Source organism: Achromobacter sp. (assembly GCF_057314935.1).
Window position 1 is genome coordinate 17,664 of the sequence record NZ_DBHKZA010000060.1, and the last position, 24,224, is coordinate 41,887.

At 65.0% G+C, this 24,224-nt stretch carries 24 protein-coding genes; 11 read left to right on the plus strand and 13 right to left on the minus strand.

The features are described 5' to 3' along the window. Positions 1-34 precede the first annotated feature (34 nt). From rseP to rpsB, 8 genes are all read right to left on the minus strand, one after another. Positions 35-1,366: an RIP metalloprotease RseP gene (gene rseP, locus ACO6D5_RS20805; RefSeq protein WP_315846398.1), complete on the minus strand. Its 1,332-nt coding sequence runs from the start codon at positions 1,364-1,366 to the stop codon at positions 35-37. A 44-nt stretch (positions 1,367-1,410) separates the two neighbouring features. Then, the gene (locus ACO6D5_RS20810) at positions 1,411-2,610 is read right to left on the minus strand and encodes a 1-deoxy-D-xylulose-5-phosphate reductoisomerase (protein WP_315846397.1); all 1,200 of its coding nucleotides are present in this window, start codon (positions 2,608-2,610) and stop codon (positions 1,411-1,413) included. Further along, positions 2,607-3,464, minus strand: a complete 858-nt coding sequence (locus ACO6D5_RS20815; RefSeq protein ID WP_315846396.1) for a phosphatidate cytidylyltransferase — start codon at positions 3,462-3,464, stop codon at positions 2,607-2,609. The genes ACO6D5_RS20810 and ACO6D5_RS20815 overlap by 4 nt, the downstream gene beginning before the upstream one ends. Positions 3,465-3,516: 52 nt before the next feature. Continuing rightward, positions 3,517-4,281: a polyprenyl diphosphate synthase gene (gene uppS, locus ACO6D5_RS20820; RefSeq protein ID WP_315846395.1), complete on the minus strand. Its 765-nt coding sequence runs from the start codon at positions 4,279-4,281 to the stop codon at positions 3,517-3,519. Positions 4,282-4,460: 179 nt separating this feature from the next. After that, the gene (gene frr / locus ACO6D5_RS20825) at positions 4,461-5,021 is read right to left on the minus strand and encodes a ribosome recycling factor (RefSeq protein ID WP_006223439.1); all 561 of its coding nucleotides are present in this window, start codon (positions 5,019-5,021) and stop codon (positions 4,461-4,463) included. 15 nt (positions 5,022-5,036) lie between these two features. Then, positions 5,037-5,753 (minus strand): UMP kinase, encoded by a 717-nt coding sequence (pyrH, locus tag ACO6D5_RS20830; protein ID WP_006223440.1) that lies wholly within the window; start codon positions 5,751-5,753, stop codon positions 5,037-5,039. Between the two features lie 180 nt (positions 5,754-5,933). After that, positions 5,934-6,812 (minus strand): translation elongation factor Ts, encoded by an 879-nt coding sequence (gene tsf / locus ACO6D5_RS20835; RefSeq protein WP_006223441.1) that lies wholly within the window; start codon positions 6,810-6,812, stop codon positions 5,934-5,936. A 180-nt stretch (positions 6,813-6,992) separates the two neighbouring features. Further along, a complete protein-coding gene (gene rpsB, locus ACO6D5_RS20840) occupies positions 6,993-7,742 on the minus strand; it encodes a 30S ribosomal protein S2 (RefSeq protein WP_006223442.1) in 750 nt (249 codons plus the stop codon). 823 nt (positions 7,743-8,565) lie between these two features. Here rpsB and map point away from each other — a divergent pair. The 6 genes from map (at position 8,566) to ACO6D5_RS20870 (ending at position 14,472) form a co-directional block, all read left to right on the plus strand. Beyond that, positions 8,566-9,387 (plus strand): type I methionyl aminopeptidase, encoded by an 822-nt coding sequence (gene map / locus ACO6D5_RS20845; RefSeq protein WP_315846393.1) that lies wholly within the window; start codon positions 8,566-8,568, stop codon positions 9,385-9,387. Positions 9,388-9,406: 19 nt separating this feature from the next. Beyond that, the gene (locus ACO6D5_RS20850; RefSeq protein ID WP_315846392.1) at positions 9,407-12,013 is read left to right on the plus strand and encodes a [protein-PII] uridylyltransferase; all 2,607 of its coding nucleotides are present in this window, start codon (positions 9,407-9,409) and stop codon (positions 12,011-12,013) included. A 75-nt stretch (positions 12,014-12,088) separates the two neighbouring features. Next, positions 12,089-12,802 (plus strand): MarC family protein, encoded by a 714-nt coding sequence (locus ACO6D5_RS20855; RefSeq protein WP_006223445.1) that lies wholly within the window; start codon positions 12,089-12,091, stop codon positions 12,800-12,802. Between the two features lie 58 nt (positions 12,803-12,860). Continuing rightward, positions 12,861-13,346, plus strand: coding sequence for a disulfide bond formation protein B (locus tag ACO6D5_RS20860; RefSeq protein ID WP_485826411.1), 486 nt, complete (start codon positions 12,861-12,863; stop codon positions 13,344-13,346). A 5-nt stretch (positions 13,347-13,351) separates the two neighbouring features. Next, complete coding sequence (locus tag ACO6D5_RS20865) at positions 13,352-13,948, plus strand: nucleotidyltransferase family protein (RefSeq protein WP_485826412.1); 597 nt, start codon at positions 13,352-13,354, stop codon at positions 13,946-13,948. A gap of 2 nt (positions 13,949-13,950) precedes the next feature. Then, entirely contained in the window at positions 13,951-14,472 is a 522-nt protein-coding gene (locus ACO6D5_RS20870; protein ID WP_315846388.1) for a YgjP-like metallopeptidase domain-containing protein, read from the plus strand. 63 nt (positions 14,473-14,535) lie between these two features. Here ACO6D5_RS20870 and purF read toward each other — a convergent pair whose 3' ends face one another. From purF to folC, 4 genes are all read right to left on the minus strand, one after another. Then, entirely contained in the window at positions 14,536-16,056 is a 1,521-nt protein-coding gene (gene purF / locus ACO6D5_RS20875) for an amidophosphoribosyltransferase (protein WP_315846387.1), read from the minus strand. A 30-nt stretch (positions 16,057-16,086) separates the two neighbouring features. Beyond that, complete coding sequence (locus tag ACO6D5_RS20880) at positions 16,087-16,575, minus strand: CvpA family protein (protein WP_088588337.1); 489 nt, start codon at positions 16,573-16,575, stop codon at positions 16,087-16,089. Further along, entirely contained in the window at positions 16,575-17,390 is an 816-nt protein-coding gene (locus ACO6D5_RS20885; RefSeq protein WP_485826413.1) for an SPOR domain-containing protein, read from the minus strand. Before ACO6D5_RS20885 ends, ACO6D5_RS20880 begins: the two co-directional genes overlap by 1 nt. A gap of 63 nt (positions 17,391-17,453) precedes the next feature. After that, positions 17,454-18,764, minus strand: a complete 1,311-nt coding sequence (folC, locus tag ACO6D5_RS20890) for a bifunctional tetrahydrofolate synthase/dihydrofolate synthase (protein WP_485826414.1) — start codon at positions 18,762-18,764, stop codon at positions 17,454-17,456. Between the two features lie 164 nt (positions 18,765-18,928). Between folC and ACO6D5_RS20895 the strand changes: the two genes are divergently transcribed. The 4 genes from ACO6D5_RS20895 to ACO6D5_RS20910 all read left to right on the plus strand — a co-directional run bounded on the left by ACO6D5_RS20895 (position 18,929) and on the right by ACO6D5_RS20910 (position 22,780). Then, positions 18,929-19,345 carry a cupin domain-containing protein gene (locus ACO6D5_RS20895; protein ID WP_485826415.1) on the plus strand — a complete coding sequence of 139 codons (417 nt, stop codon included), beginning with the start codon at positions 18,929-18,931 and terminating at the stop codon, positions 19,343-19,345. Between the two features lie 65 nt (positions 19,346-19,410). Then, on the plus strand, positions 19,411-20,382 hold the full coding sequence (locus tag ACO6D5_RS20900; RefSeq protein ID WP_315846383.1) for a tripartite tricarboxylate transporter substrate-binding protein: 972 nt from the start codon (positions 19,411-19,413) through the stop codon (positions 20,380-20,382). Beyond that, entirely contained in the window at positions 20,379-21,614 is a 1,236-nt protein-coding gene (locus tag ACO6D5_RS20905; RefSeq protein WP_315846382.1) for a CoA transferase, read from the plus strand. Before ACO6D5_RS20900 ends, ACO6D5_RS20905 begins: the two co-directional genes overlap by 4 nt. Then, positions 21,614-22,780 (plus strand): acyl-CoA dehydrogenase family protein, encoded by a 1,167-nt coding sequence (locus tag ACO6D5_RS20910; protein ID WP_315846381.1) that lies wholly within the window; start codon positions 21,614-21,616, stop codon positions 22,778-22,780. Before ACO6D5_RS20905 ends, ACO6D5_RS20910 begins: the two co-directional genes overlap by 1 nt. 37 nt (positions 22,781-22,817) lie before the next feature. Here the strand turns inward: ACO6D5_RS20910 and ACO6D5_RS20915 are convergent, their stop codons facing one another. Further along, complete coding sequence (locus ACO6D5_RS20915; protein ID WP_485826416.1) at positions 22,818-23,555, minus strand: IclR family transcriptional regulator; 738 nt, start codon at positions 23,553-23,555, stop codon at positions 22,818-22,820. Positions 23,556-23,697: 142 nt separating this feature from the next. Between ACO6D5_RS20915 and ACO6D5_RS20920 the strand changes: the two genes are divergently transcribed. Continuing rightward, complete coding sequence (locus tag ACO6D5_RS20920; protein ID WP_485826417.1) at positions 23,698-24,075, plus strand: flagellar protein FlaG; 378 nt, start codon at positions 23,698-23,700, stop codon at positions 24,073-24,075. The last annotated feature ends 149 nt before the right edge of the window (positions 24,076-24,224 follow it).

Below are 24,224 nucleotides of genomic sequence, written 5' to 3' on the forward strand. Positions count from 1 at the left end.
TGCAAATGGCGGGGGATTTTATGCTAAATCGCGTTTAAGTGAATAAACGCGTGAAATCGTTGAACAGCGCAAGCCCCATCAGGCCTGCCAATAAACCTATGCCGGCGCGCTGTCCGATATCGATCCACCTCGCTGGCGGCGGGCTACCCCGCACAATTTCGACGAGATAGTACAGCAGATGGCCACCATCCAGCATAGGAATGGGAAGCAAATTTAGTACGCCCAGACTGATACTGATCAAGGCGATATAGGCGATATACGCAACAATCCCGATTCTTGCGGTCTGGCCGGCGTAATCCGCGATCGTGACCGGGCCGCTGACATTGCGCCATGACACGTCGCCCGTCACCATGCGGCCCATCATGCGCAACGAGAACCAGGCGGTATCCCAGGTGCGCACGGCGCCGCGCCACACGCTTTCGAAGATGCCGTAGCGCACGGTGACCATCGGGATATCGCCGCCAAGCTGCACGCCCAGCCGGCCGATTTCCTGGCCGTTGACCAATTCAGGGCGCGGCGTGACGTTCAGCGAGATATTCGCGCCGTCCCGCACCAGCGTCAGCGCCAGCGTCTTGCCGGCGCTTTCCTGGATCTGCTTGACCAGCGCGCCGGTGTCCGGCGTGGGCTGGCCGTTCACCGCGATGACGAGGTCGCCCTGGCGCAGCCCCGCCGCCTGCCCTTCCCCGCCGTCATTGACGGCGCGAACGGCAGGCTTGGGTTGGGCCAGACGGATACCGGCCGCGGCCAGCGGATCGCCGCCGGACGGGTCCATCGCGTTGGCGGGCAGATTCAGTTCACGCTGCTGCACGGCGCCGGCCGGCGTCGTCACTTCGATCTGGGCGCGCCCCCCCGTGGCCATGACATCCATCAGGCGCCAGCGGGCATCCGACCAGGAGCTGACTTCCTGCCCGTCGATCGCCAGGATGCGGTCGCCCGGCAGCAGGCCGGCGCGGGAGGCCGGCGTGTCTGCCGCGGGTTGAGCGATGATGGCTTGCGGCTCATCCGTGCCGGCCATGTTCAGGCCGGCGTACAGGAAGACCGCAAGGATCAGGTTGAAGATGGGGCCGGCGGCGACGATGGCGATACGCTTGCCGACGGACTTGTTGTTGAACGCGCTGGCCACTTCGGCGGCCGAGGCGCCAGGAGGGGGATCGTCCTGCATCTTGACGTAGCCGCCCAGCGGCAAGGCGGAAACCGCCCACTCCGTGCCATGGCGGTCCGTGCGACGCAGGATGACCTTGCCGAAGCCCACCGAAAAACGCAGCACTTTCACCCCGCACAGGCGGGCTACCCAGTAATGTCCCAGCTCATGGAAGATGATCAGGGAGCCAAGCGCAACCGCAAAGGCCAGCAGGGTGAAAAGCATCGGGATCGGGATCTAGAAAATCTGAAAGCAAGCGCGGCCGGCCATCAGGCCAGCCCCAGGTTACCTGCGAAGCGGCGCGCGTCGGAATCCAGCGCAAGCACGTCGTCAAGACTGCTGAGCGTAACAGATGCTTGCCGCGCCTGCCACTCCAGGGAAGCCTCGATCACGCGAGGAATCCAGGTATAGGCAAGCCGTCCGCCCAAAAACGCCTCGACGGCGACCTCGTTGGCGGCATTGAGCGCCACGCAGGCGGCCTGCCCCGACCTCAACGCGGCAAACGACAGCGCCAGGCACGGGAACCGGGCCAGATCGGGTTTTTCGAAGTCCAGGCGGCCCAGACGGGTCAGGTCCAGCGGCCCCACGCCACTGTCCAGGCGCTCGGGAAAGCCCAGCCCGTAGGCGATCGGCGTGCGCATGTCGGGCTGGCCCAGTTGCGCCAGGATGGAACCATCGTTGTACTCGACCATCGAGTGCACGACGCTTTGGGGGTGCACCACGACCTCGATGCGGTCGGCCGGCATGGCGAAGAGCCAATGCGCCTCGATCACTTCCAGGCCCTTGTTCAGCATGGTGGCCGAATCGACCGAAATCTTGCGGCCCATGCTCCAGTTGGGATGGGCGCAAGCCTGGTCCGGGGTGACATCGTGCAGGTCTTCCAGATCGCGGTTCCGGAAGGGGCCGCCCGAGGCCGTGAGCAGCAGGCGCCGGACGCCCGGGGCCTGCGCATCGGGCGCGCCCGCCCGCCCGCCATGCGGCATGCATTGAAAGATGGCGTTATGTTCGCTGTCGATAGGCAGCAATTCCGCGCCGTTATCGCGTATTGCCTGCATGAAAAGCGAGCCGGCGGCAACCAGCGCCTCTTTGTTGGCCAACAGCACGCGCTTGCCGCTACGGGCGGCGGCAAGCGCCGCCGGCAGGCCGGCCGCGCCGACGATCGCGGCCATGACCGAATCGCATTGGGGGTCGGCGGCGGTATCGGCAAGCGCTTGCGCGCCCACGCGGATTTCAGGCATCGGCCGGGATCCGGCCCACGCAGCGGCGAACCGCTTGCGAGCGGCTTCGTCGGGCACCACCACGACGGCGGCGCGGCTGGCCTCAGCCTGCTCTGCCAGGCGTTCCATGCGGCTGTGTGCCGACAGCGCGTAGACCGCCAGCCGCTCGGGATGGCGGGCAATCACATCCAGCGTGCTCTCACCGATCGAACCAGTCGATCCCAGCACGACGACGCGTTGAAAAGCCCTCAAAACAACACTCCAGACAAAAGTAGCGCGAACGGCGCGACGGGAAGAATCGCGTCGATGCGGTCATAGACCCCGCCATGGCCCGGCAGCAGCGTGCTCGAATCCTTGCGGCCGGCCCGGCGCTTGAGCAGCGACTCGAACAGGTCTCCCACAATGGACAGCACGCCCAACAGCGCGGCGATCGGCAAGGCCAGCCAGAAGCTCCAACGCTCGACCAAGGCAGCGCCGAACGAGCCCGACCACAAGCTGGACAGACCGATCCAGACCACCGCGCCCAGCACGCCGGCGATGGCGCCCTCTATCGTTTTGCCGGGACTGACCCGGGGTGCCAGTTTACGCTTGCCGAAGGCGCGACCGGCAAAATAGGCCGCGATATCCGCGACCCAGACCAGGGCCAGCAGCGACACCACGAAGCCCGCTCCGCGGGCCATGAACATCTGCGCCAGCACTGCCCACGCGGCAAATGCCGCCGGCACCGAAAAAACCGACCACCCCAGGCTGGCGGGCGCCGCGTCGGAGCGTCCGCGGACCACTGCGGCAACGCCGCCGAACAGCCACACGGCAGCCACGGCAGGCACGAGGTAGTAAAGCACCCAGGCGGGATCGCTCGCACCGGTTCCATCGCCGGTCAGCCAGGCGGAAGTCAGCGCCAGCATGCCGGCAAACAGCAGCACGGCGACGCCGACGGAAATCAGGGGGGACGGGGGTTGCGGCAGCGTCAGGCGCAGCCACTCCCAATTGGCGCAGGCGGCGGCCAGGGCAAGCAAGGCGACGAACCACCAGGGATTGGCGCTGATCATCGCCGCGGCCAGAATGGCCAACAGGATGACGGCGGTAACGATACGCTGGCCCAACATATGACGGTCTCCTCGTGTGCTGCTTTGGAAAGACGCGCTTGTCGCCGTCTGCTTATTGCGCGCCGTTTTCGCTGACTTGCGCGCTGGTGCGGCCAAAGCGCCGTTCGCGGGTGCGATACCAGTCAAAAGCCGCTTGCAGCTCTGCGGCGCCAAAATCCGGCCAATAGCGGTCCGTGAAGTAGAACTCCGCGTAGGCCATCTGCCAGATCAGGAAGTTGGAAATGCGCTGCTCACCGCCGGTGCGGATGAACAGGTCGGGCTCGGGCGCCCAGGACATGGACAGATGCCTGGCCAGCCGCTCTTCGTCCACCCGCTCGGGGTGGGCGGCAAGCGCCGGTTCGGCAGCCAGCATGGCGCGGGTGGCTTGCAGAATGTCCCAGCGGCCACCGTAGTTGGCGGCCACCGTCAGGTGCAGGCGGTCATTGTGAGCGGTACGCGCCTGCGCGGCAGCGATGAGCTCCTGCAGGCGGGGCTCGAACGCGCTCAGGTCGCCGATCACATGCAGACGCACGCCCTGCTCTTGCAGCTTGCCGATCTCGCGTTCCAGCGCCTGCACGAACAGGCGCATCAACAGCGACACTTCTTCGGCGGGCCGGCGCCAGTTCTCGGAACTGAACGCGAACAAGGTCAGGTAACGCACGCCGGCGCGGCCGCAGGCCTCGACGACGCGGCGCACTGCCTGCACGCCCTTGGCGTGCCCGGCCGTGCGGGGAAGCAACCGACGCGTCGCCCACCGGCCATTGCCATCCATGATGATGGCGACGTGCTCAGGGATGTCGCGAGTATCGGGAACCGCCTGGGTCGAACTGGTTGCCATGGATCGGGGAATGCGCGGTAGACCGGCGAAAATCAGAAATACGGGAGAAAAACCTGCGCCGTCGTTCCATCGCTGCTGCATAACGGTGCTGCGGGGCAATGGAAAGGACGGCGCATAGGCAAGAAATCCTGACGCCGGAGCCAAACGGCCAAGCCGCTTGGCTCCAGGGCGATCCAGAATTATACGGTCATGATTTCGGCTTCTTTCTGGACGACCATCTTGTCGATGTCGGCCACGGCGCGATCGGTCAGCTTTTGGACATCGTCCTGCGAACGACGCTCGTCGTCCTCGGAGATTTCCTTGTCCTTGACCAGCTTCTTCAATGCTTCGTTCGCTTCGCGGCGCAGGTTGCGCACGGCGATCTTGGCATCTTCGCCTTCGCTGCGCACGACCTTCGTCAGGTCGCGGCGGCGCTCTTCCGTCAGGGCCGGCATCGGCACGCGGATGGTGTCGCCCATCGAGATGGGGTTCAGGCCCAGATCCGATTCGCGGATGGCCTTTTCGATCGGGCCGGACATCTGCTTTTCGTAGGGCTGCACGCTCAGCGTGCGGGCGTCCACGAGGTTCACGTTGGCGACCTGACCGACCGGCACCGGCGAACCGTAATACTCGACCTGCACGTGGTCCAGGATGCCGGTATGGGCGCGGCCCGTACGGATCTTGCCCAAGTTGATCTTGAGGGTATCAAGCGACTTGGACATCCTGTCTTCGGCGGATTTGCGAATTTCTGCGGCGCTCATGGAATTTCCTTTTCTTTAAACGTGTACCAACGTGCCTTCGTCTTCGCCGCTGACGACTCGCTTGAGCGCGCCGGACTTATTGATCGAAAACACTTTGATCGGCAGCTTCTGGTCACGGCACAGCGCGAACGCGGTGGCGTCCATGACTTCCAGACGGCGAACGATCGCTTCATCGAAGCTGATGCGCGCATAACGCGTAGCGGTGGGATCCTTGTTGGGATCCGCGCTATAGATGCCATCCACTTTGGTGGCCTTCAACACGATCTCGGCGCCGATTTCAGCGCCGCGCAGGGCGGCGGCCGTATCGGTGGTGAAGAAGGGGTTGCCGGTACCCGCGGCGAAGATGACCACCTTGCCCTCTTCGAGGTAACGCAAGGCCTTCGGGCGGATGTAGGGCTCAACGACCTGATCGATGTTCAGGGCGGATTGTACGCGGGTGTCGATACCCTTGTGCTTGAGCGCGTCTTGCAGCGCCAGCGCGTTCATGATGGTGGCCATCATGCCCATGTAGTCGGCGGTGGCGCGGTCCATGCCCTGCGCACCCGGGGCGACGCCACGGAAAATATTACCTCCGCCGATGACGATGGCCAGTTCGACGCCCGTGGCGGCGACTTCAGCGATCTCATCGGTCATGCGGACGATGGTGGCGCGATTGATGCCAAATGCATCATCGCCCATCAGCGCCTCGCCGGAAAGTTTGAGAAGAACCCGTTTGTATGCTCTGCTGCTCATAGGTGATATCCCGAAGAACAATCCGACGAAAGTGTAAGACAAGAATGGGGGAGTCCCCCAACGCCGCGCCCGCCATGCGGGTTTGCTGTCCCTGGGCGACGTGCGCTTTGGGACGGCCTGCGGCGAAAAAGGCCGGACTAGAATTTAATCTAGTGCCGGCCTTTAAGCACTACCCCGAGGTCAGGCTGCGCCGGCGGCGGCTGCGGCAACCTCAGCGGCGAAGTCGCTGGTCTTCTTCTCGATACCTTCGCCGACAACGAACAGCACGAACTTGCTGATCGAAGCGCCCTTTTCCTTCAGGTGCTGCTCGACCGTGTGCTTGTCGCTCTTGACGAACGGCTGCGACAACAGGGTCACTTCCTTCAGGAACTTGGCAACCGAACCTTCAACCATCTTGGCGACGATTTCGGCGGGCTTGCCCGACTCGGCGGCCTTCTGCTCGGCAACCGAGCGCTCGGCGGCGATGTCGGCCGGGTTCACGCCGTCGGCGTTCAGGGCCTTGGGCTTGGTGGCGGCGATGTGCATCGCCAGGTCCTTGCCCACTTCTTCGGCGCCGGTGTATTCCACCAGCACGCCGATCTTGCCGCCGTGCACGTAGCTGGCCAGCGAGTTCGGGGTCTGGATGCGCTCGAAGCGGCGGATCGAGATGTTCTCGCCGATCTTGCCGATCAGGGCGGTGCGGGTCGTTTCAACCGTGCTGTCGCCGAACGGCAGTGCCGACAGAGCGGCCACATCGGCCGGGTTCTGCGTGGCAACCAGTTCAGCCAGCTTGTTCACGAAGCCGACGAAGTCGTCGTTCTTGGCGACGAAGTCGGTTTCGCAGTTGATTTCGATCACGGCGCCTTGCTTGGCGTCGGCGGAGATGAACAGACCGATCAGGCCCTCGGCGGTGACGCGAGCAGCGGCCTTGCTGGCCTTGTTGCCCAGCTTGACGCGCAGGATTTCCTCGGCGCGAACCAGGTCGCCTTCGGCTTCCGTCAGGGCCTTCTTGCACTCCATCATGGGCGCGTCGGTCTTCTCGCGCAGTTCCTTGACCAGGGCAGCGGTAATTTCAGCCATGTTTGCTCCAATTTTGCTAAGACACGCCCCGGCTCGCCGGGGCAGTGATTTGATTCGATGGGACGCCCGCGGTTGGCGGGTTCGGAAGATGGGAGCCCACCTTCGCAGTGCCGGCGAGGCGGGAGCGGACCTTGTTTAGAGCCGCTCCCAGACACTAACCGCCGGACATGACAGCAGGCTTTAGGCCTGGTTGTCCTGCACTTCGACGAACTCTTCCTGACCTTCGCCCTGCTCTTCGACCAGACCGTTCAGGTTCTGTTCGCGGCCTTCCAGCACGGCGTCGGCGATGCCCTTGGCGTACAGCGCGATGGCCTTGGCCGAGTCGTCGTTGCCGGGGATGACGTAGTCGATGCCGTCGGGCGAGTGGTTGGTGTCAACCACGGCGACCACGGGGATGCCCAGCGTCTTGGCTTCAGCGATGGCGATCTTGTGGTAGCCGACGTCGATGACGAACATGGCATCGGGCAAGCCGTTCATGTCCTTGATGCCGCCGATCGACTTGTTCAGCTTGTCCAGTTCGCGTTGGAACAGCAGGCCTTCCTTCTTGATCATGCGCTCAGCGCCGCCGTCGGCGACGATGACTTCCATGTCCTTCAGGCGCTTGACCGAGGTCTTGACCGTCTTGAAGTTGGTCAGCATGCCGCCGAGCCAGCGGGCGTCGACGTAGGGCATGCCGCAACGGGCAGCTTCGGAAGCAACCAGGTCGCGTGCAGCGCGCTTGGTGCCAACGAACAGGATGTTGCCGCCGCGAGCAGCCAGCTGCTTCACGAACTTGGTGGCTTCCTGGTACTTATCAACCGTCTTTTCCAGGTTGATGATGTGAATCTTGTTACGGTGACCGAAGATGTACTGAGCCATCTTGGGGTTCCAGTAACGGGTTTGGTGACCAAAGTGGACACCCGCTTCCAGCATTTCGCGCATCAAAGACATGTAATTCTCCAAGGGTTGATTTCTTGCGCCGCACCTGCATCAGCTTCAGGCTGACACCCTGGGTGGTGTTGCGCGCGATTTCCCGCAACATGCGGGATGGACAAAATTTTAACCGGGCCGACCGATCACTGCCGCAATAAACAAACTACGCTGCCGCGATAAACCCAGACGGCCGTCACGACGAGAGCCTTGCACCGCACGCCTGCCTGGCGCTGACCCGGACACTCCAGGAGATTCCTGGAAGTTTCCGGCGGTTTCCCGCTCAGCGCACCCCGGACTTGTTTTGTTGGCAGCGAAATCCAGCTCTTCGCGCCTCGGCCTTGGCCGACACGCGCATCAGACCGCCGGGGCATTTCTTAAAAAAAACCGAAGTTTTTCAAGAACTTAATCCGACATCCATACCGAACCTGCATCGCCGCTCAAAAACATGGCCAGGTTTGCAAGCACGCCGTGCCCCAGCTTCGACAAAGCCCCCTTACCCGCCTGCCCATGACCGACGCCGCCCCGCCCGGCCCCTCCAGAACCTGACAACTTGCCCGATTTCGCTCCACAACCTTCGCTTGCGGTGAAACTTCAGGGCTTGCTGCCGATCACACGTCGGGATCGTTCGGGCCAACTACGGCCTTGAGAAAGCGGCTTCAAAAGCCTAACCTTCCGCCGGGATCGGCTCTTGCCGTTACCCGATTTACTACTATCAGCATTGGCGCAGCTGCGGCCGAGCCCCTACCAGCCCCTACCGATTGCTCCCCAAAATTTTAGGGAAGCCTATAATTCTACTATTCTTTCAAGCAGACATTCAAGCGAGAGATCGCCAAGTTACTCCATGGGCACAATTACCAACCCGGCCGACCTGGCCAAGATGCGCGCAGCCTGCCAGGACGCCGCCAAAGTCCTCGATTTCATCACCCCCTACGTGAAGCCGGGTGTGACAACCGGAGAGCTGGACCGCCTTTGCCTGGAATACCTGACCGACGTCCTGAAAGTGAAGTCCGCCACGGTGGGCTATGCCCCGCCCGGCTACCCGCCCTTCACCGGCGCCATCTGTACGTCCGTGAACCACCAGGTCTGCCATGGTATCCCGGGCGACAAGGTGCTGAAGAACGGCGATTCGCTGAATATCGACGTCACCATCATCAAGGACGGCTGGTTTGGCGACACGAGCCGCATGTACGCCGTGGGCGAGCAGTCCATCCTGTCGCGCCGCCTGACCGACATCACCTTCGAGTGCATGTGGAAAGGCATCCAGCAGGTAAAAAACGGGGCCACATTGGGCGATGTGGGCAACGCGATCCAGAAGCACGCGGAATCCCACGGCTTTTCGGTGGTACGCGAATTCTGCGGGCACGGTATCGGCCAGCGTTTCCATGAAGACCCCCAGGTGTTGCATTATGGCAAGCCCGGCACGGGCGTGAAATTGGTGACGGGCATGCTGTTCACCATCGAACCCATGATCAACGCCGGCCGGCGCGAGATCCGCCAGTTGTCCGACGGCTGGACGGTTGTCACCCGCGACCACAGCCTGTCGGCGCAATGGGAGCATGCTGTCTGCGTGACCGAGACCGGTTACGAAGTCCTGACCCTGTCGCCCGGCATGCCGCCCCCGCCAGCCTTCATTACCGAGCCCATCGTCATCCCCGCCGTCTGAGGCCCTGCCGCCCGCCGCCATGACTGCCGAAAACCTCAGTTCCCTGCGTGAACGCATCCAGCAATCCCGGCGGGCCGCGGTGGCCCAGTTCCGGGAACACGAACGGCCCGACACCCTGTTGTCCGAACTGCGCCGCATCGTGGATGCCGCCCTGCGCGATCTGGTCAAGCATTGCCCGCTGCCGGCGGGCGCCACGCTGGCGGCCGTGGGCGGCTATGGCCGCGGCGAACTCTATCCGCATTCCGACGTCGACCTGCTGATTCTGCTGCCGCACGTCCCTACGCGCGAAGACGAATCCGCCATCGAACGGCTGGTGGCGTCGCTATGGGACCTGGGCCTGGAGCCCGGCCACAGCGTGCGGACCATCGAGGATTGCGAACGCGAGGCCGACGCCGACATCACCGTCGAAACCGCGCTGCTGGAATCGCGCTGGCTGGCCGGCAGCCGCACGCTGATGAAGAAGTTCGACGCCGCGACCAAATCCCGCCTGGATCCGCGCGCCTTCTTTCGCGCCAAGCGCGTGGAGATGCAGCAACGTCACGCTCGCTACCACGATACGCCCTATGCGCTGGAGCCCAACTGCAAAGAGTCGCCGGGAGGCTTGCGGGACCTGCAAGTGATCCTGTGGATGGCGCGCGCGGCCGGTTTCGGCGACAGCTGGCGGTCGGTCGCGCAGGCGGGTTTGCTGACCTCGTCAGAGGCGCGCGACCTGCGCAAGGCCGAGCAGGCCTTCAAGCGCCTGCGCATCGAACTGCACCTGCTGGCGAACCGCCGCGAAGACCGCGTGCTGTTCGACCTGCAGCCGGCGCTGGCCGAGGTCTACGGCATCCACGCCACCGCCACGCGCCGCGGCAGCGAACTGCTGATGCAGCGTTACTACTGGGCGGCGCGCCTGGTCACGCAGTTGAACGGCATCCTGGTGCAGAACATCGAAGAGCGCCTGTTCCCGCGCCCCGACAGCGATGCGCGCGATATCGACGACGATTTCCGCAACCTGCGCGACCGCCTGGACATCATTCGGGACGACGGCTTCGAACGCAATCCCACCCTGCTGCTGCGCGCCTTCCTGGTGATGCAGCAGCACCCCGAACTGACAGGCATGTCGGCCCGCACGCTGCGCGCCATCTGGCATTCGCGACACCGCATCGACGCGCAGTTCCGCCGCAATCCGGTCAACCGCAAGCTGTTCCTGCAGATCCTGCAGCAGCCGCGCGGCATCGTGCACGAGCTGCGGCGCATGACCATGCTGAACATCCTGCCGCGCTACTTGCCCGTGTTCCGCCGCATCGTGGGCCAGATGCAGCACGACCTGTTCCATGCCTATACGGTGGACCAGCACACGCTGGCGGTGGTACGCAACCTGCGCCGCTTCACGATGCCCGAGCACGCCCAGGAATATCCCTTGGCCAGCCAGCTGATCGCGGGCCTGGACCGGCACTGGGTGCTGTACGTGGCGGCGCTGTTCCACGACATCGCCAAGGGCCGCGGCGGCGACCACTCCGAGCTTGGCGCCCGCGAAGTGCGCAAGTTCGCGCAAGACCACGGCATGGACCCCGAAGACGCCAAGCTGGCCGAATTCCTGGTGCGCCAGCATCTGCTGATGTCGGCCGTCGCGCAAAAGCGCGACCTGTCGGACCCGGCCGTGGTGCAGGAATTCGCCGCCACCGTGAAAGACGAACGCCACCTGACGGCGCTGTACCTGTTGACGGTGGCCGACATCCGCGGCACCAGCCCCAAGGTCTGGAACGCCTGGAAGGGCAAGCTGCTGGAAGACCTGTACAAGCTGACGCTGGCAGCCCTGGGCGGCGCCCACGCCGACGCCCACACGGTGCTGACCGAACGCAAGGAAGAAGCGGCCCGCCTGACCCGGCTGGCCGGCTTGCGCGACGATGCCCGCGAAGCCTTCTGGAACCAGCTGGACGTGGCTTATTTCCTGCGTCACGACGCCTCGGACATCGCCTGGCACACGCGCCACCTGTATCACCAGGTCGCGCCCGCCCAGGCGGTCGTCAAGGCCCGCCCCACCGAACAGGGGGAAGGCCTGCAGATCATGGTCTATACCCGCGACGCGCCCGACCTGTTCGTGGCCATTTGCGGTTATTTCGACGCCAAGAGCCTGTCCATCCAGGACGCGCGCATCCACACCACGCGGCACGGCTGGGCGCTGGACAGCTTTATCGTGCTGCTGCCCGAAGGCGCCAGCGACCTGCGCGCGCAAGCCACGCTGGTCGAGCACGAACTGGCGGAGCGCCTGAAGGATCCGCAGGCGGCCGCCCAGGCGCAGCCCAGCCGAGGTGGCTATTTCGGCCGCAGCCGGCAGTCGCGGGTCTCGCGGGTGTTCCCCGTCATGCCGCAAGCCGAGTTGCAGCCCGACGAGCGCAGCACCTCGTGGCGACTGTCGGTCACCGCCACTGACCGCCCCGGCCTGCTGCACGCGCTGGCGCGTGTATTCGCCCAGCACGAGGTCAACCTGCTGATGGCCAAGATCATGACCTTGGGCGACCGGGTGGAGGACGTCTTCATCGTGGACGGCTCGACGCTGGCGCGCCCGCGCAGCCAGATGCAGTTCGAACGCGACGTGCTGGACGCGCTGGCCGGCGAAGAGGCGCAGCAGCGCGTCGCCTGAACCCGCCCCGAGGCATCGCCAGACCACCCCGGAGCGCATACAATCCGGGTTTTCGGCCAGGCGACGCCCGCTCCCATGCAGCTCAATGACTATTTGCGCGTTTTCGGTGGCAGCTTTTTCTTCGCGCTGGCCACGCTCCTGCCCTTCCTGAACCCGCCGGCCATCGCGCCGATCTTCCTGTCGCTGACGGAAGGCGCGTCATCCTCCACGCGGATGGTGCTGGCCAAGCGGGTGGCGATCAACGTTTGCCTGATGTTGATCGTGGCCATGGTGGCCGGCAACGTGCTGCTGAGCTTCTTCGGCATTTCGCTGTCCATCGTGCGCGTGGGCGGCGGGATGCTGGTGATCGCCAGCGCCTGGCGGCTGGTGAATTCGCCTGACGCCGATACCGAACGCGTGGCGCGCATGGCCGAATCCTTTACGCCGGAAATGGCCAAGGCTCGCGCCTTTTATCCGCTGACCTTCCCCATCAGCTGTGGCCCCGGCTCGATCGCGGCGGCCATCACCGTGGGGGTCTCGCTGCGCGACCAGAACCACGTGCTGAGCCTGGTGCGGCTGGGCGGCTCGATTCCAGGCATCATCGCCGTGTCGCTGACGCTCTATATCTGCCTGCGCTTTGCCGCCCAGATGCTGCACCGCCTGGGCGACAACGGCACCGCCGTGTTCATGCGGCTGTCCGCCTTCATCATGCTTTGCCTGGGCGTGCAGATCTTCTGGGAAGGCGCGCGCGACCTGATGCTTGGCGTGCTGACGCAAGTCATGCAACCAATTCCGATTCCCAAGGCCTAAGCCCTGAGCCTGGCGGGACATGGATCCCGCCCCGACCAACCCGAACCTCGCAACAACAATGACCACTCGTTCTGAACGCCTGCTTCGCCTGATCGCCTTATTCTGCTTCGGCGCGGTGGGCGTGGCCCTCGTCTCCCAGCACGTCTTCGACATGCCGCCCTGCGCCTGGTGCGTGATGCAGCGCCTGATCTACCTGGTGATCGGCGTGATCGCGTTGATCGGAGGCTTCGGCGGCGGGCGCGCGCTGACGCGCATCGCCGCGGCGCTGGCGGCCTTGCTGTCCATCGGCGGCGTAGCCGCGGCCTGGTACCAATACAGCGTCGCCGCCAACATGCTGTCCTGCGACCAGACCTTTGCCGACCGTTTCATGACCGGCATCGGCCTGGAAGGCGCCATTCCCTGGCTGTTCGGCATCTTTGCCACCTGCATGGACGCCAAGGTGCCGGTGCTGGGCATCGAGTACGCCCTGTGGAGCCTGGCGCTGTTCGCAATCCTGCTCTTCATGGCGCTGCCCGTCGCCTTCGGGCGCAGCCGCCCCCAGTAAGCGCCGTGCCGGCCCAGGCCGAGATTGCCCGCGCGGACACGCTGCGAGCCCTGGTACTGGCGCACGCGCCGCTGATGGGCTGGCTGCGTGCGGCACGCGATCACGGCCCTGCCGGCGGCTGCATCGCGGCCGGCGTGGTGCGATCCCTGGTCTGGAACCATCTGCACGGCTTTCCGCCAGGCAGCCACGCACCTGCCGATGTCGACTTCGTATACTTCGACCCTGCCGACCTGTCGGCCGAGCAAGAGGCGGCCATCACCCGGCACCTGCGCGCGGCGGCGCCAGACGCCCCGTGGGAGGTCGTGAACCAGGCGCGGGTGCATTTATGGCGCCGCGATAGCCTGGGCCAGCCACCACCCCCAGCCCGCTCGCTTGCCGAGGGCATCGCTGCCTGGCCTGAAACGGCCACTTGCGTCGGCGTGGCGCTGACCGTTGACGAACGGGTACGCATCGTCGCCCCGCACGGCCTCGCGGACCTGTTCGCACTGGTGCTTCGGCCCAGCCCGGGCGCCGATCGCCAGACATACGCCCACCGCCTCGCCGCGAAGCGCCACGCCGAAACCTGGCCGCGGCTAAGCATCATTCATTGCGACATTTCCTGATCGTGCCTCCATTGAAATACCTGACCGGCTACCCCGAACCCCTGCTGCTCCAGGCCCAGACACTGCTCGACCAAGGCAAGCTGGGCGCCGCGCTGCTGTCGCGCTACCCCGATGGCCCCCATGCCGTGCGGACCGATCGCGCGCTGTACGAGTATGTGACGGACCTGAAGAACACCTATATGCGCAATGGCGACCTGATCAACAAGGTCGCCTACGACAGCAAGATCCACGTGATCCAGCATGCGCTCGGACAGCACACGTACATCTCGCGCGTGCAGGGCGGCAAATTGCGCGCCAAGCACGAGATCCGCGTGGCAACGCTGTTCAAGACCGTACCCGCCGAATTCCTGAAGATGATCACCGTCCACGAACTGGCGCACCTGAAAGAGAAGGACCACAACAAGGCCTTCTACAACATGTGCCTGCGGATGGAACCGCACTATCACCAGTACGAATTCGACCTGCGCCTCTACCTGACCCATCTGGAGGCCACGCGGGAAACGCTCTGGGAGGCGAAGGGGTAAACGCGCTGCCGAAAAAAAATGCCGTCCCGAGGGACGGCATTTTCATTGCGCAACGACAGCCTGTCAGGCGTCGTTGGCGGCGTAGCCCATGTTGAACTGCAGGCCGCTGGCGCCTTCGTCCTGGCCCGGCTCCGCGCGCGACTGGCCCAGGCGGGCCAGGTATTCGGCGGTGATGTCGCCGGTGACGTATTCACCGTCGAAGCACGAGGCTTCGAAACGCGACATCTTGGGGTTCAGGTCGCGCACCGATTGCTGCATGTCCGCCAGGTCCTGGTAGATCAGCGAGTCGGCGCCGATGGCGCGGGCGATTTCCTCGTCGGAGCGGCCGGTGGCGATCAGTTCCGACTGCGTGGGCATGTCGATGCCGTACACGTTGGGGAAGCGGACCGGAGGCGCGGCGGAGGCGAAGTACACCTTGTTGGCACCGGCGGCGCGCGCCATGTCGACGATTTCGCGGCTGGTCGTGCCGCGAACGATGGAGTCGTCGACCAGCAGCACGTTCTTGCCCTTGAATTCCATGCCGATGGCATTGAGCTTCTGGCGCACGGACTTACGGCGCACGGCCTGGCCCGGCATGATGAACGTACGGCCCACGTAGCGGTTCTTGATAAGGCCTTCGCGGTAGTCCAGGTTCAGGCGGGCAGCCAATTGCATGGCGGCGGGACGCGAGGAATCCGGGATCGGCATGACGACGTCGATGTCGCCCAGGCGCATGTTGCGCGCAACCTTGTCGGCCAGGTATTCGCCCATGCGCAGGCGGGCGTCGTAGACCGACACGCCGTCGATCAGCGAATCCGGACGCGCAAAGTACACGTATTCGAAAATGCAGGGGACGAGTTGCGGGTTCTCAGCGCATTGGCGGCTGACGAAGCGGCCGTCCAGGTCGATGAACACGGCTTCGCCCGGATCGACGTCGCGCACGAAGACAAAACCGCTGCCTTCCAGCGCCACGGATTCCGATGCCACCATCCATTCGGTGCCTTCGTCCGTTTCCATGCGGCCGATGCACAGCGGACGAATGCCGTTGGGGTCGCGGAACGCGAGCAGGCCGTAACCGGAAATCTGCGCCACGACGGCGTAGGCGCCACGCACGCGCTTGTGCACGGCCGACACCGCGCGGAAGATGGCGTCGTCGTCAAGCGACACGCCATTGGCCGACGACTGCAGCTCGTGCGCCAGCACGTTCAGCAGCACTTCGGAATCCGAATTGGTGTTGATGTGGCGGCGATCGACCCGGTAGAGCGATTCGCGCAGTTCACGCCAGTTGGTCAGGTTGCCGTTGTGGGCGAACATGATGCCGAACGGGGCGTTGACGTAGAACGGCTGGGCCTCTTCCTCGCTGGCGCTGGAGCCCGCGGTGGGATAGCGGACCTGGCCGACGCCAGACGTACCCGGCAGCGAGCGCATGTTGCGCGTACGGAAGACGTCGCGCACCAGGCCGTGAGCCTTGTACATATTGAATTGGTTGCCTTGCGACGTCGCGATGCCCGCGGCGTCCTGCCCGCGATGCTGCAACAGCAGCAAGCTGTCATAGAGCAGCTGGTTGACCGGCCCGCGCCCGATGACCCCTACGATTCCACACATGGTGAGATTTCCTGGTTGATTTGAAGCTAATCAATACGGCAGCCATGTCGCCAAAGACGGCGGCAGCCACGTTTTGATATGTTTGATGGCCTCGATGGCCGAATGCGAAAACATGGCGTCCTTCCACCACGGCTCTTGGGGCAGCGGCGTATAGCCGGCGGCGGCGACCAGCGCCAGGACGATCACCAGACCACGGGCCAGTCCGAACATGCCGCCCAGGCCGTGATCGGCGGGGCTGAGTCCGGTACTGCGGATCAAGGCGGCGAGCGTCATGTTGACCAAACCCACACCGAGCAGCACAAGGATGAACACCACGGCGTATGAGACTCCCATGCGCAGCAGCGTCGTTTCAATATAGGGCTCCAGCCACGTATAGACCGTGGGGCCCCACCATATCGCGGCCACGAAGGCCAGCAGATAGGCGACCAGCGACAGCACCTCTTTGAGCAGGCCGCGCACCAGGCCCAGCACACCCGAGACCGCCAGGATGGCCAGCACGACGAAGTCGAAGCCGGTCACTATTGCGCGGCGATGAAACCATTGTCATAGCCCAAGGTGCGCAAACGCGCCTGGGCCGCCTGCGCCGCCTCGCGCGAAGGGAACGGCCCCACGCGCAGACGGTACTGCTGTTTGCCCCCGATGGAGGCTTGTTCCACAAATGCATTGGTGACGCCGGCCTGATGCAGCTTGGTGCGGCGCGACTGGGCGTCTTCCGAGGTCGTGTAGGCCGCGATCTGCAGCACGAAATTGCCCTTGGCGGCGGGCTTGGGGGCCGGCGCGGCGGCTGCCGGCGCAGAACGGCCTTCCAGCAGGGCCAGGGCGCGCGCGCCATCGTCGGAGCGCGCATCGGGCTTGGGCGGCGTGGCCGGCTTCGGTTCCGGCTTGGGTTCGGGCTTTGGCTTGGCTTCCGGCTTGGGCGGTGTGGCGGGCGGCGGCGTCACTTGGGCAGCCTGCGGCGTGGTCGGCGCGACGGCCACGGGCGGCACGGACGTGACCGGCGGCGGCGTCGGAACGGCAGCCGGATCCGTGGGGGCCGCGCCAGGCGTGTCGGCACCCGGCGTGGCAGGCGCGGTGGCCTGCGGCTCGCTTACCTGCGGCTGGAACGGCGTATTGCGTTCCGGCACGCGGATGGGAATGTTGTCGGCAACCGGCACGGGCTGCGAATCAAGCACCATGGGCAGAATGATGACGGCCGCCAGCACCAGGGCGACGGCGCCTGCCAACCTGCGCCGCGCGCGGCCGCGCAGCTCCGCAGCCTGCACCTCGCTAGGCACTGCCGCCCGTTTGGAGGACTGCGCCTGATCGGCAGGATCTTTGCGTTTGAAAAAACCCATGGAAGAGAATTCCTTGCGGCGCCTTGCGGCAATATGGCGGCGGGCCGCCAAGACCCGATTTGCCTATGCCTTGCGACCCAGAGCCTGCAAAACCGAGGCCACGGTGAGAAACGACCCAAACACCACGATTCTATCATTCTCGCCCGCGCGTTCGCGCGCCGCAGCGAAGGCCTGCGCGGGATCCGCATAGGCGGCGATGCTGGGGCTTTCGGCCCCGGCGGGCGACGGCGGCAAGGCGGCGGCGACTTGTTCGGCCAACGCTTGGCCGGTGGTCCCGCGCGGCCCGGGCAGGCCTGCGCAATACCAGTGGTCGATCCGGGTGCCCAGCTTGGCCACCACGCCCGCGAGATCCTTGTCGTTCAGCATGCCGAATACCGCGTGGGTATACGGATGGAAGCCCATGTTGTCGAGGTTCTGCGCCAGCACGGCCGCCGCATGCGGGTTGTGCGCCACATCCAGGATCACCGAAGGCTGGCCCGGCAGGATCTGGAAGCGGCCCGGCAACGAGGCCTGCAGCAGGCCCAGCCGCACGGCCTGTTGCTGCACCGGCAGGCGGTCCCGCACGGATTCCAGCGCGGCCAGCGCGGCCGAGGCGTTCAGCAATTGATTGGCGCCGCGCAGCGCCGGATAGGCCAGCGCGCTGCGGCGCTGTTCGCGGCCGCCGTACGCCCACTGCTGGCGGTCGCCGGAATAGTTGTAGTCGCGCCCGAACAGCCAGAGGTCGGCGCCGATCTGCTCGACGTGGTCCAGGAGCGATTGCGGCGGCACCGGGTCGCTGCAGATGGCGGGACGGCCGGCGCGATAGATATGGGCCTTTTCGAAGCCGATTTTTTCACGGGTGTCGCCCAGCCAGTCGGTATGGTCCAGATCGACGCTGGTGACGACGGCGCAATCGGCGTCCACGATGTTGACGGCGTCAAGGCGGCCGCCCAGGCCCACTTCCAGCACGACGGCGTCCAGGCGCGATTGCGAGAACAGGCGCAGGATGGCCAGCGTGGTGAATTCGAAGTACGTCAGCGAGACCTCGCCGCGGGCGGCTTCCACGGCCTGGAATTGCGCGATCAGGGCGTCGTCGGAAGCGATCTGGCCGTTGACGCGGGCACGTTCATTGAAGTCGATCAGGTGCGGGGACGTATACAGGCCGACCTTATAGCCGGCCGCCAGCAGGATGGCTTCCAGCATGGCACAGGTGGAACCCTTGCCGTTGGTCCCGCCGACGACGAACTTCACGCCGGACAATTCCAGCCCCATGCGCGCAGCCACTTCGCGGACGCGGTCCAGGCCCATGTCGATCGCGGTGGCGTGGATGGATTCCAGGTACTGCAGCCAATCGGACAGGGTGGCGGAAGCGTCAGGCGGGCGTACAGGGGACATGGCGGGGTCGCGAAGTGAGATCAGCCTTGGATTTTAGCAGTCCGCGCACGGTGTTTTCCCTAATCCCCTAGGGCGCGGCACGGTATCTCGGCCGAAAAAGCGCTTGCCGATGTTTTTTTCATACGTGAAAATAAATTTATGTATGAGAATTTAAACGGATGACCATGACGCAACCGAAACCCCCCAGCTGGCTGGTCCGCGAGGCCGACGTCCCGGGCTACCACCCCGCCAATCACACCGGCACACTCAACCGCCGGTTGATCAGCCCCGAAACCGTCGGCGCACGCGGCGTGGAAGTGCTGCTGGGCGTCATCGACAAGGGCAAAGGCGCCCTGCCGCACGCCCACCCCGGCATCGAGCAGGTCTGTTATCTGATTTCAGGCACGGCGCGCGCCCAGGTGCAGGACGAATGGGCCGACATGGGCCCGGGCGACTGCTGCTATTTCCCGCCCGATATCCCGCACGTCTTCACCGTGACCAGCGACGAACCCGCCCGCCTGCTGGTGATCTACACGCCCCCGTACGAAGAATCCCCCGATCGCGTGATGCGCGATTTCCCGGCATCACCCCCTGCCGCCTGACGGCGCAGCGACGGGCAGCGGACGAAGAGCCGCGCCTGACACGACAAAAACTGGAGAGACAAACCATGCGAAACCTGAGCCTGCTGGGCGCTGCGCTAATTGGCGCAGCGGCCGTGATGGCGGCGCCCGCCACCCACGCCGCCGACTATCCCAACAAACCCATTACCCTGATCGTGCCCTTCCCGGCCGGCTCAGGCACGGATGCCGTGGGCCGGATATTCGGGTCCGAACTGTCCGCCATCCTGGGCCAGCAGATCGTCGTCGAGAACAAACCCGGCGCTAACGCCACCATCGCGGCCAGCTACGTGGCCCGCGCCAAGCCTGATGGGTACACCCTTTTCGTCACCACCAACACGTCGCACTCGGCCGCCCCCTGGCTGATGAAGAACGTGCCCTACGATCCGGTCAAGGATTTCACCCCCATCGCGCGCGGCGGCAACCTGCCCTTCATCCTGGTCGCCAATCCGAAGCGTCCGTGGAAGAACGTCGCCGACCTGGTGGCGGATGCCAAGAAAAATCCGGGACGTATTACTTACGCCAGCGGCAACAGCACCGGCATCGTCGCCGGCGCCACGCTCGCCGACCGCGCCAAGATCGACATCCTGCATGTGCCCTACAAAGGCACGCCGCAAGGCCTGACCGATGTCGTCGGCGGGCAAGTGGATTTCATGTTCACCGACCTGGCCTCCGGCCTGCCTTTCGTGCAATCGGGCCAGTTGCGCGCGCTGGCCGTGTCCACCGCCGAACGCAGCGCCATCGTGCCCGACCTGCCGTCCATGGCCGAGTCCGGCGTGAAGGACTTCGACCTGAACTCCTGGAACGGCTACTTCGGCCCGGCCGGACTCCCGCCCGAAGTTGTGGCCAAACTGAATGCCGCGATCAACCAGGTCGTGGCCAAGCCCGAAGTGAAAAAGCGCCTGGCCGGCCTGGGCTTCGACGCCTTCTCCAGCACGCCTGAGGCGTTCGCGCAGTTCGTCAGCGAACAACGCGACCTGTGGGGCAAGCTGATCCGCGACGCGGGAATCGAACAGCAATGACGCAGCACAACGCGTCAGAGACGACACCCGGCGCCGGCCCGTTGACCGGCGTGCGCATCCTGGACCTGAGTTCGGTCGTGATGGGCCCCTACGCCACGCAGATCCTGGCCGACCTGGGCGCCGACGTGATCAAGGTGGAGCCGCCGTCAGGCGACAACATGCGGGCGGTTGGCCCCATGCGCAACCCGGGCATGGGCCACCTGTACCTGCACCTGAACCGCAACAAGCGGTCCATCGTGCTGGATCTGAAGACGCCCGAAGGGCTGGACGCCTGCCTGAAGCTGGCCGAAAGCTGCGACGCCCTGCTCTACAACATCCGGCCGCAGGCCATGGCCCGCCTGGGCTTGTCGTATGAAGCGGTGGCCGCGCGCAACCCGCGCATCGTCTACCTGGGCGCCTACGGTTTCGGCGAGGCCGGCCCGTATGCCGGGCGACCCGCCTACGACGACCTGATCCAGGGCCAGACCGGCATCGCCGCGCTGTCCGCCCAGCAAAGCGGCGACGTGCCGCGCTATGCCCCGCTGACGCTGGCGGACCGCGCCGTGGGCCTGCACGTGGGCATTGCCCTGGTGTCGGCGGTGCTGCACGCCCGCGCGGCGGGACGCGGCCAGCAGGTCGAAATCCCGATGTTCGAAGGCATGGCGCACCTGGTGTTGGGCGACCACCTGGGCGGCGCCACCTTCGAACCCCCCCTAGGCCCGACCGGCTACGCGCGCCTGCTGGCGCCGCACCGCCGGCCCTACGCGACGGCCGACGGCTACCTCTGCCTGCTGATTTACAACGACAAGCATTGGCGCAACTTCTTCGGCCTGATCGGCCGGCCCGAGCTTGAGCAGGATCCCCGCTTCTGCACGCACGGAGCGCGGGCCGCGCATATCAGCGAGGTCTATGCCTTTGTGGCGGAAGTGATCAGCACGCGCCCAAGCCAGGAATGGCTGGACGACCTGGCGCGCGCGGACATTCCCGCGTCCCAGCTGTACACGGTGGACGGGCTGCTGCAGGACGAACACCTGGCCGCCACCGGTTTCATCCGCGAAATGGACCACCCCTCCGAAGGCCGGATACGCACCACTGCGCCGCTGGGCCAGTACCAGGGCACGCCCACCTCCCTGCGCCGGCCCGCTCCCAGGCTGGGCGAGCACAGCCGCGAGGTGCTGGAGCAAGCCGGCTACGACGCCGCCCGGATCGACGCCCTGGTCGACCGCGGCATTACCCAAGATGGAAACGACTGATGGACTTTGCCTTCACCCCCGACCAATTGGCGCTGCGCGACGCCGTTTCGCGCATCTGCGACCGCTACCCCGACGAATACTGGCTGGAACGCGACCGCGAAGGCGGCTTTCCCGAGCCGCTGCACGCCGATCTGGCGCGCGACGGCTGGCTGGGCATCGCCATGCCGCAGGAATACGGCGGCGCCGGCCTGGGCATGACCGAGGCCGCGCTGATGATGCAGACCATCGCGGCTTCCGGCGCCGGGTTTACCGGTGCGTCGGCCGTCCATATGAACATCTTCGGCCTGAACCCGGTCGTCGTGTTCGGCAGCGACGAGCAGCGCGCGCGTTGGCTGGAGCCGCTGATCGCCGGCCGCGAGAAGGCCTGCTTCGCCGTGACCGAGCCCGACGCCGGGCTGGACACGACCAAGCTGTCCACGCGGGCCGTCCGCCAGGGCGACGACTATGTGGTGCATGGCCGCAAGATTTGGATCTCGACCGCGCAGGTCGCCAACAAGATGCTGCTGCTGGCGCGCACGACCCCGCTTGCCGAGGTGGACAAGCCCACGCAGGGGCTGTCGCTCTTCTATACCGATCTGGACCGCGAGAAGATCGAAGTGCGGGAAATCGAGAAAATGGGCCGCAAGGCCGTGGACTCGAACATGTTGTTCATCGATGGTTTGCGCATTCCGGTGGCCGACCGCATCGGCGAGGAAGGCCGCGGCTTTGAATACATCCTGCACGGCCTGAACCCGGAACGCATCCTGATCGCCGCCGAAGCGGTGGGCATCGGCCGCGCCGCGCTGGACCGGGCCGTGAAGTACGCCGGGGAACGCACCGTGTTCGGCCGACCCATCGGGCAGAACCAGGGCATCCAGCATCCGCTGGCCCAGGCCTGGATGCAGCTGGAAGCCGCCGACCTGATGGTGTTCAAGGCCGCCAGCCTGTACGACGCGGGCCAGCCTTGCGGGCCCTACGCCAATACGGCCAAGTATCTGGCGGCAGAAGCCGGCTACAACGCCTGCCAGACCGCCGTGATGACGCTGGGCGGCATGGGTTACGCCAAGGAATACCACGTGGAGCGCTTGCTGCGCGAAAGCTTCATCCCGCGCATCGCGCCCGTCAGCCCCCAGCTGATCATGTGCTTCATCGCCGAAAAGGTGCTGGGGCTGCCGAAGTCGTACTGAGGCCAGCGGGTGCCGCGCCGCCTGGCGCGGCGACGCCTCAGGCCTGCTGTTCCAGCCCGGTGCAGGCCGCCCGCAGGATGCGCGCATAAGCTTCCTGCTGCGGCTCGATCCGGTAGATCGGACCGCCCACCGAAATCGCATAGCGCTCGCCCGACAGGGTGACAGGCCAGGCGATGGCGCCTACGTCGGCGATGGATTCCCCGCTGTTCATGAACCAGCCGCGCTGGCGCGACTGCTGGATATCGTCCTGCAGCGCTTGCGGCGTGACGAGCGTGCGCTCGTTATAGCGGGTCATTGCCATACCCGCGAGCATCGCGTCGCGGGCGGACTCGTCCATCAGCGACAGCAACGCCTTGCCGAGCGAATTGGCGTGAACGTCTTTGAACTCACCGGCAACGGGCGCGTATCGGATGGTATGCGGCGAATCCAGCACATCCAGATAGACCACGCGCCCGTCCTGGGTCAGCTTGGCGAACACGACGGTCTCGCGCGTGGCATCCCTTAATTCGACGAGGCTGGGATAGACCCGGTCCAGGACGGGGTCGGCCCGGGCAATGCGCTGGGCCATGGCCAAGAGGCGGCCCGTGGGGTAATAGCCCTGCCGGCGGCCGGTTTCATACAGGTAGCCCAGGCCGGTCAGCGTGCGGATCAGCGCCAGGCAACTGGACACCGGAACGTCCAGCAGCCGGGCCAGCTCCGACAAGGGCAGCGCGCGCTTTTCGCGGGCAAAGGTTTCGATGATTTCGATAACTCGCAGCGCCGTCTTGACACTCATTGCCCGATCCGAACTATTTAGCACGTGAAACATCTGCCTCGCCGAGGGCTAAAGTTCCCTGCGGGCATGCCGTTATGGTAGCTGAGAATTCCCTGAAAACAGCGCGTTCCTCCGAGACGCCCACATCGCCGTTGGAGTGATCATGGCCGTAACCCCCTTAGCACCCGCTACGTACGCACCCGCTGCGGTGGCGCAGCCGCACGTCGTGGCCGAACCGGCCGTGAGCGTCACGCCCGCTACCGCAGCAACCAATAGCGGCGCGTCCGACAGCGCCACGTCGGACCAATCAGACTCGCAAAAGCTGCCATTGGACAAGGCGCTGGACGAAATCAACGACCAGATGAAGGCCTGGTCCACGCAACTTCAGTTCGAGATTGATCCCAACGTGCACCAGGTCGTGGTGTCGGTCGTGGACGCGGAGACAGGTGACGTTATTCGCACCATCCCCAGCGAAACCGTGCTGAAAATCGCCAAAATGATCGTGAACATGCAAGGCAACGGCATCAAAACCACAGCTTGATTTGGCCCTTAAAACGGCGTTTATTGCTTATTTTGGCGCCAATCCGTGAGGGAAGCGCCGAATTAGGCCCGCCTTATGCCCTTACCCGGCCAATCGCCGGCACCGTATTTTTGACAGAATCGCTTCGCAAGAAAGGAATTTCACATGGC

What these genes read in the sequence shown, in the direction of transcription:
- rseP (WP_315846398.1), bottom strand. Translation starts at nt 1,366, where the DNA reads ATGCTTTTCACCCTGCTGGCCTTTGCGGTTGCGCTTGGCTCCCTGATC.
- ACO6D5_RS20815 (WP_315846396.1), bottom strand. Translation starts at nt 3,464, where the DNA reads ATGTTGGGCCAGCGTATCGTTACCGCCGTCATCCTGTTGGCCATTCTG.
- uppS (WP_315846395.1), bottom strand. Translation starts at nt 4,281, where the DNA reads ATGGCAACCAGTTCGACCCAGGCGGTTCCCGATACTCGCGACATCCCT.
- frr (WP_006223439.1), bottom strand. Translation starts at nt 5,021, where the DNA reads ATGAGCGCCGCAGAAATTCGCAAATCCGCCGAAGACAGGATGTCCAAG.
- pyrH (WP_006223440.1), bottom strand. Translation starts at nt 5,753, where the DNA reads ATGAGCAGCAGAGCATACAAACGGGTTCTTCTCAAACTTTCCGGCGAG.
- tsf (WP_006223441.1), bottom strand. Translation starts at nt 6,812, where the DNA reads ATGGCTGAAATTACCGCTGCCCTGGTCAAGGAACTGCGCGAGAAGACC.
- rpsB (WP_006223442.1), bottom strand. Translation starts at nt 7,742, where the DNA reads ATGTCTTTGATGCGCGAAATGCTGGAAGCGGGTGTCCACTTTGGTCAC.
- map (WP_315846393.1), top strand. Translation starts at nt 8,566, where the DNA reads ATGGGCACAATTACCAACCCGGCCGACCTGGCCAAGATGCGCGCAGCC.
- ACO6D5_RS20850 (WP_315846392.1), top strand. Translation starts at nt 9,407, where the DNA reads ATGACTGCCGAAAACCTCAGTTCCCTGCGTGAACGCATCCAGCAATCC.
- ACO6D5_RS20855 (WP_006223445.1), top strand. Translation starts at nt 12,089, where the DNA reads ATGCAGCTCAATGACTATTTGCGCGTTTTCGGTGGCAGCTTTTTCTTC.
- ACO6D5_RS20860 (WP_485826411.1), top strand. Translation starts at nt 12,861, where the DNA reads ATGACCACTCGTTCTGAACGCCTGCTTCGCCTGATCGCCTTATTCTGC.
- purF (WP_315846387.1), bottom strand. Translation starts at nt 16,056, where the DNA reads ATGTGTGGAATCGTAGGGGTCATCGGGCGCGGGCCGGTCAACCAGCTG.
- ACO6D5_RS20885 (WP_485826413.1), bottom strand. Translation starts at nt 17,390, where the DNA reads ATGGGTTTTTTCAAACGCAAAGATCCTGCCGATCAGGCGCAGTCCTCC.
- folC (WP_485826414.1), bottom strand. Translation starts at nt 18,764, where the DNA reads ATGTCCCCTGTACGCCCGCCTGACGCTTCCGCCACCCTGTCCGATTGG.
- ACO6D5_RS20895 (WP_485826415.1), top strand. Translation starts at nt 18,929, where the DNA reads ATGACGCAACCGAAACCCCCCAGCTGGCTGGTCCGCGAGGCCGACGTC.
- ACO6D5_RS20900 (WP_315846383.1), top strand. Translation starts at nt 19,411, where the DNA reads ATGCGAAACCTGAGCCTGCTGGGCGCTGCGCTAATTGGCGCAGCGGCC.
- ACO6D5_RS20905 (WP_315846382.1), top strand. Translation starts at nt 20,379, where the DNA reads ATGACGCAGCACAACGCGTCAGAGACGACACCCGGCGCCGGCCCGTTG.
- ACO6D5_RS20910 (WP_315846381.1), top strand. Translation starts at nt 21,614, where the DNA reads ATGGACTTTGCCTTCACCCCCGACCAATTGGCGCTGCGCGACGCCGTT.
- ACO6D5_RS20915 (WP_485826416.1), bottom strand. Translation starts at nt 23,555, where the DNA reads ATGAGTGTCAAGACGGCGCTGCGAGTTATCGAAATCATCGAAACCTTT.
- ACO6D5_RS20920 (WP_485826417.1), top strand. Translation starts at nt 23,698, where the DNA reads ATGGCCGTAACCCCCTTAGCACCCGCTACGTACGCACCCGCTGCGGTG.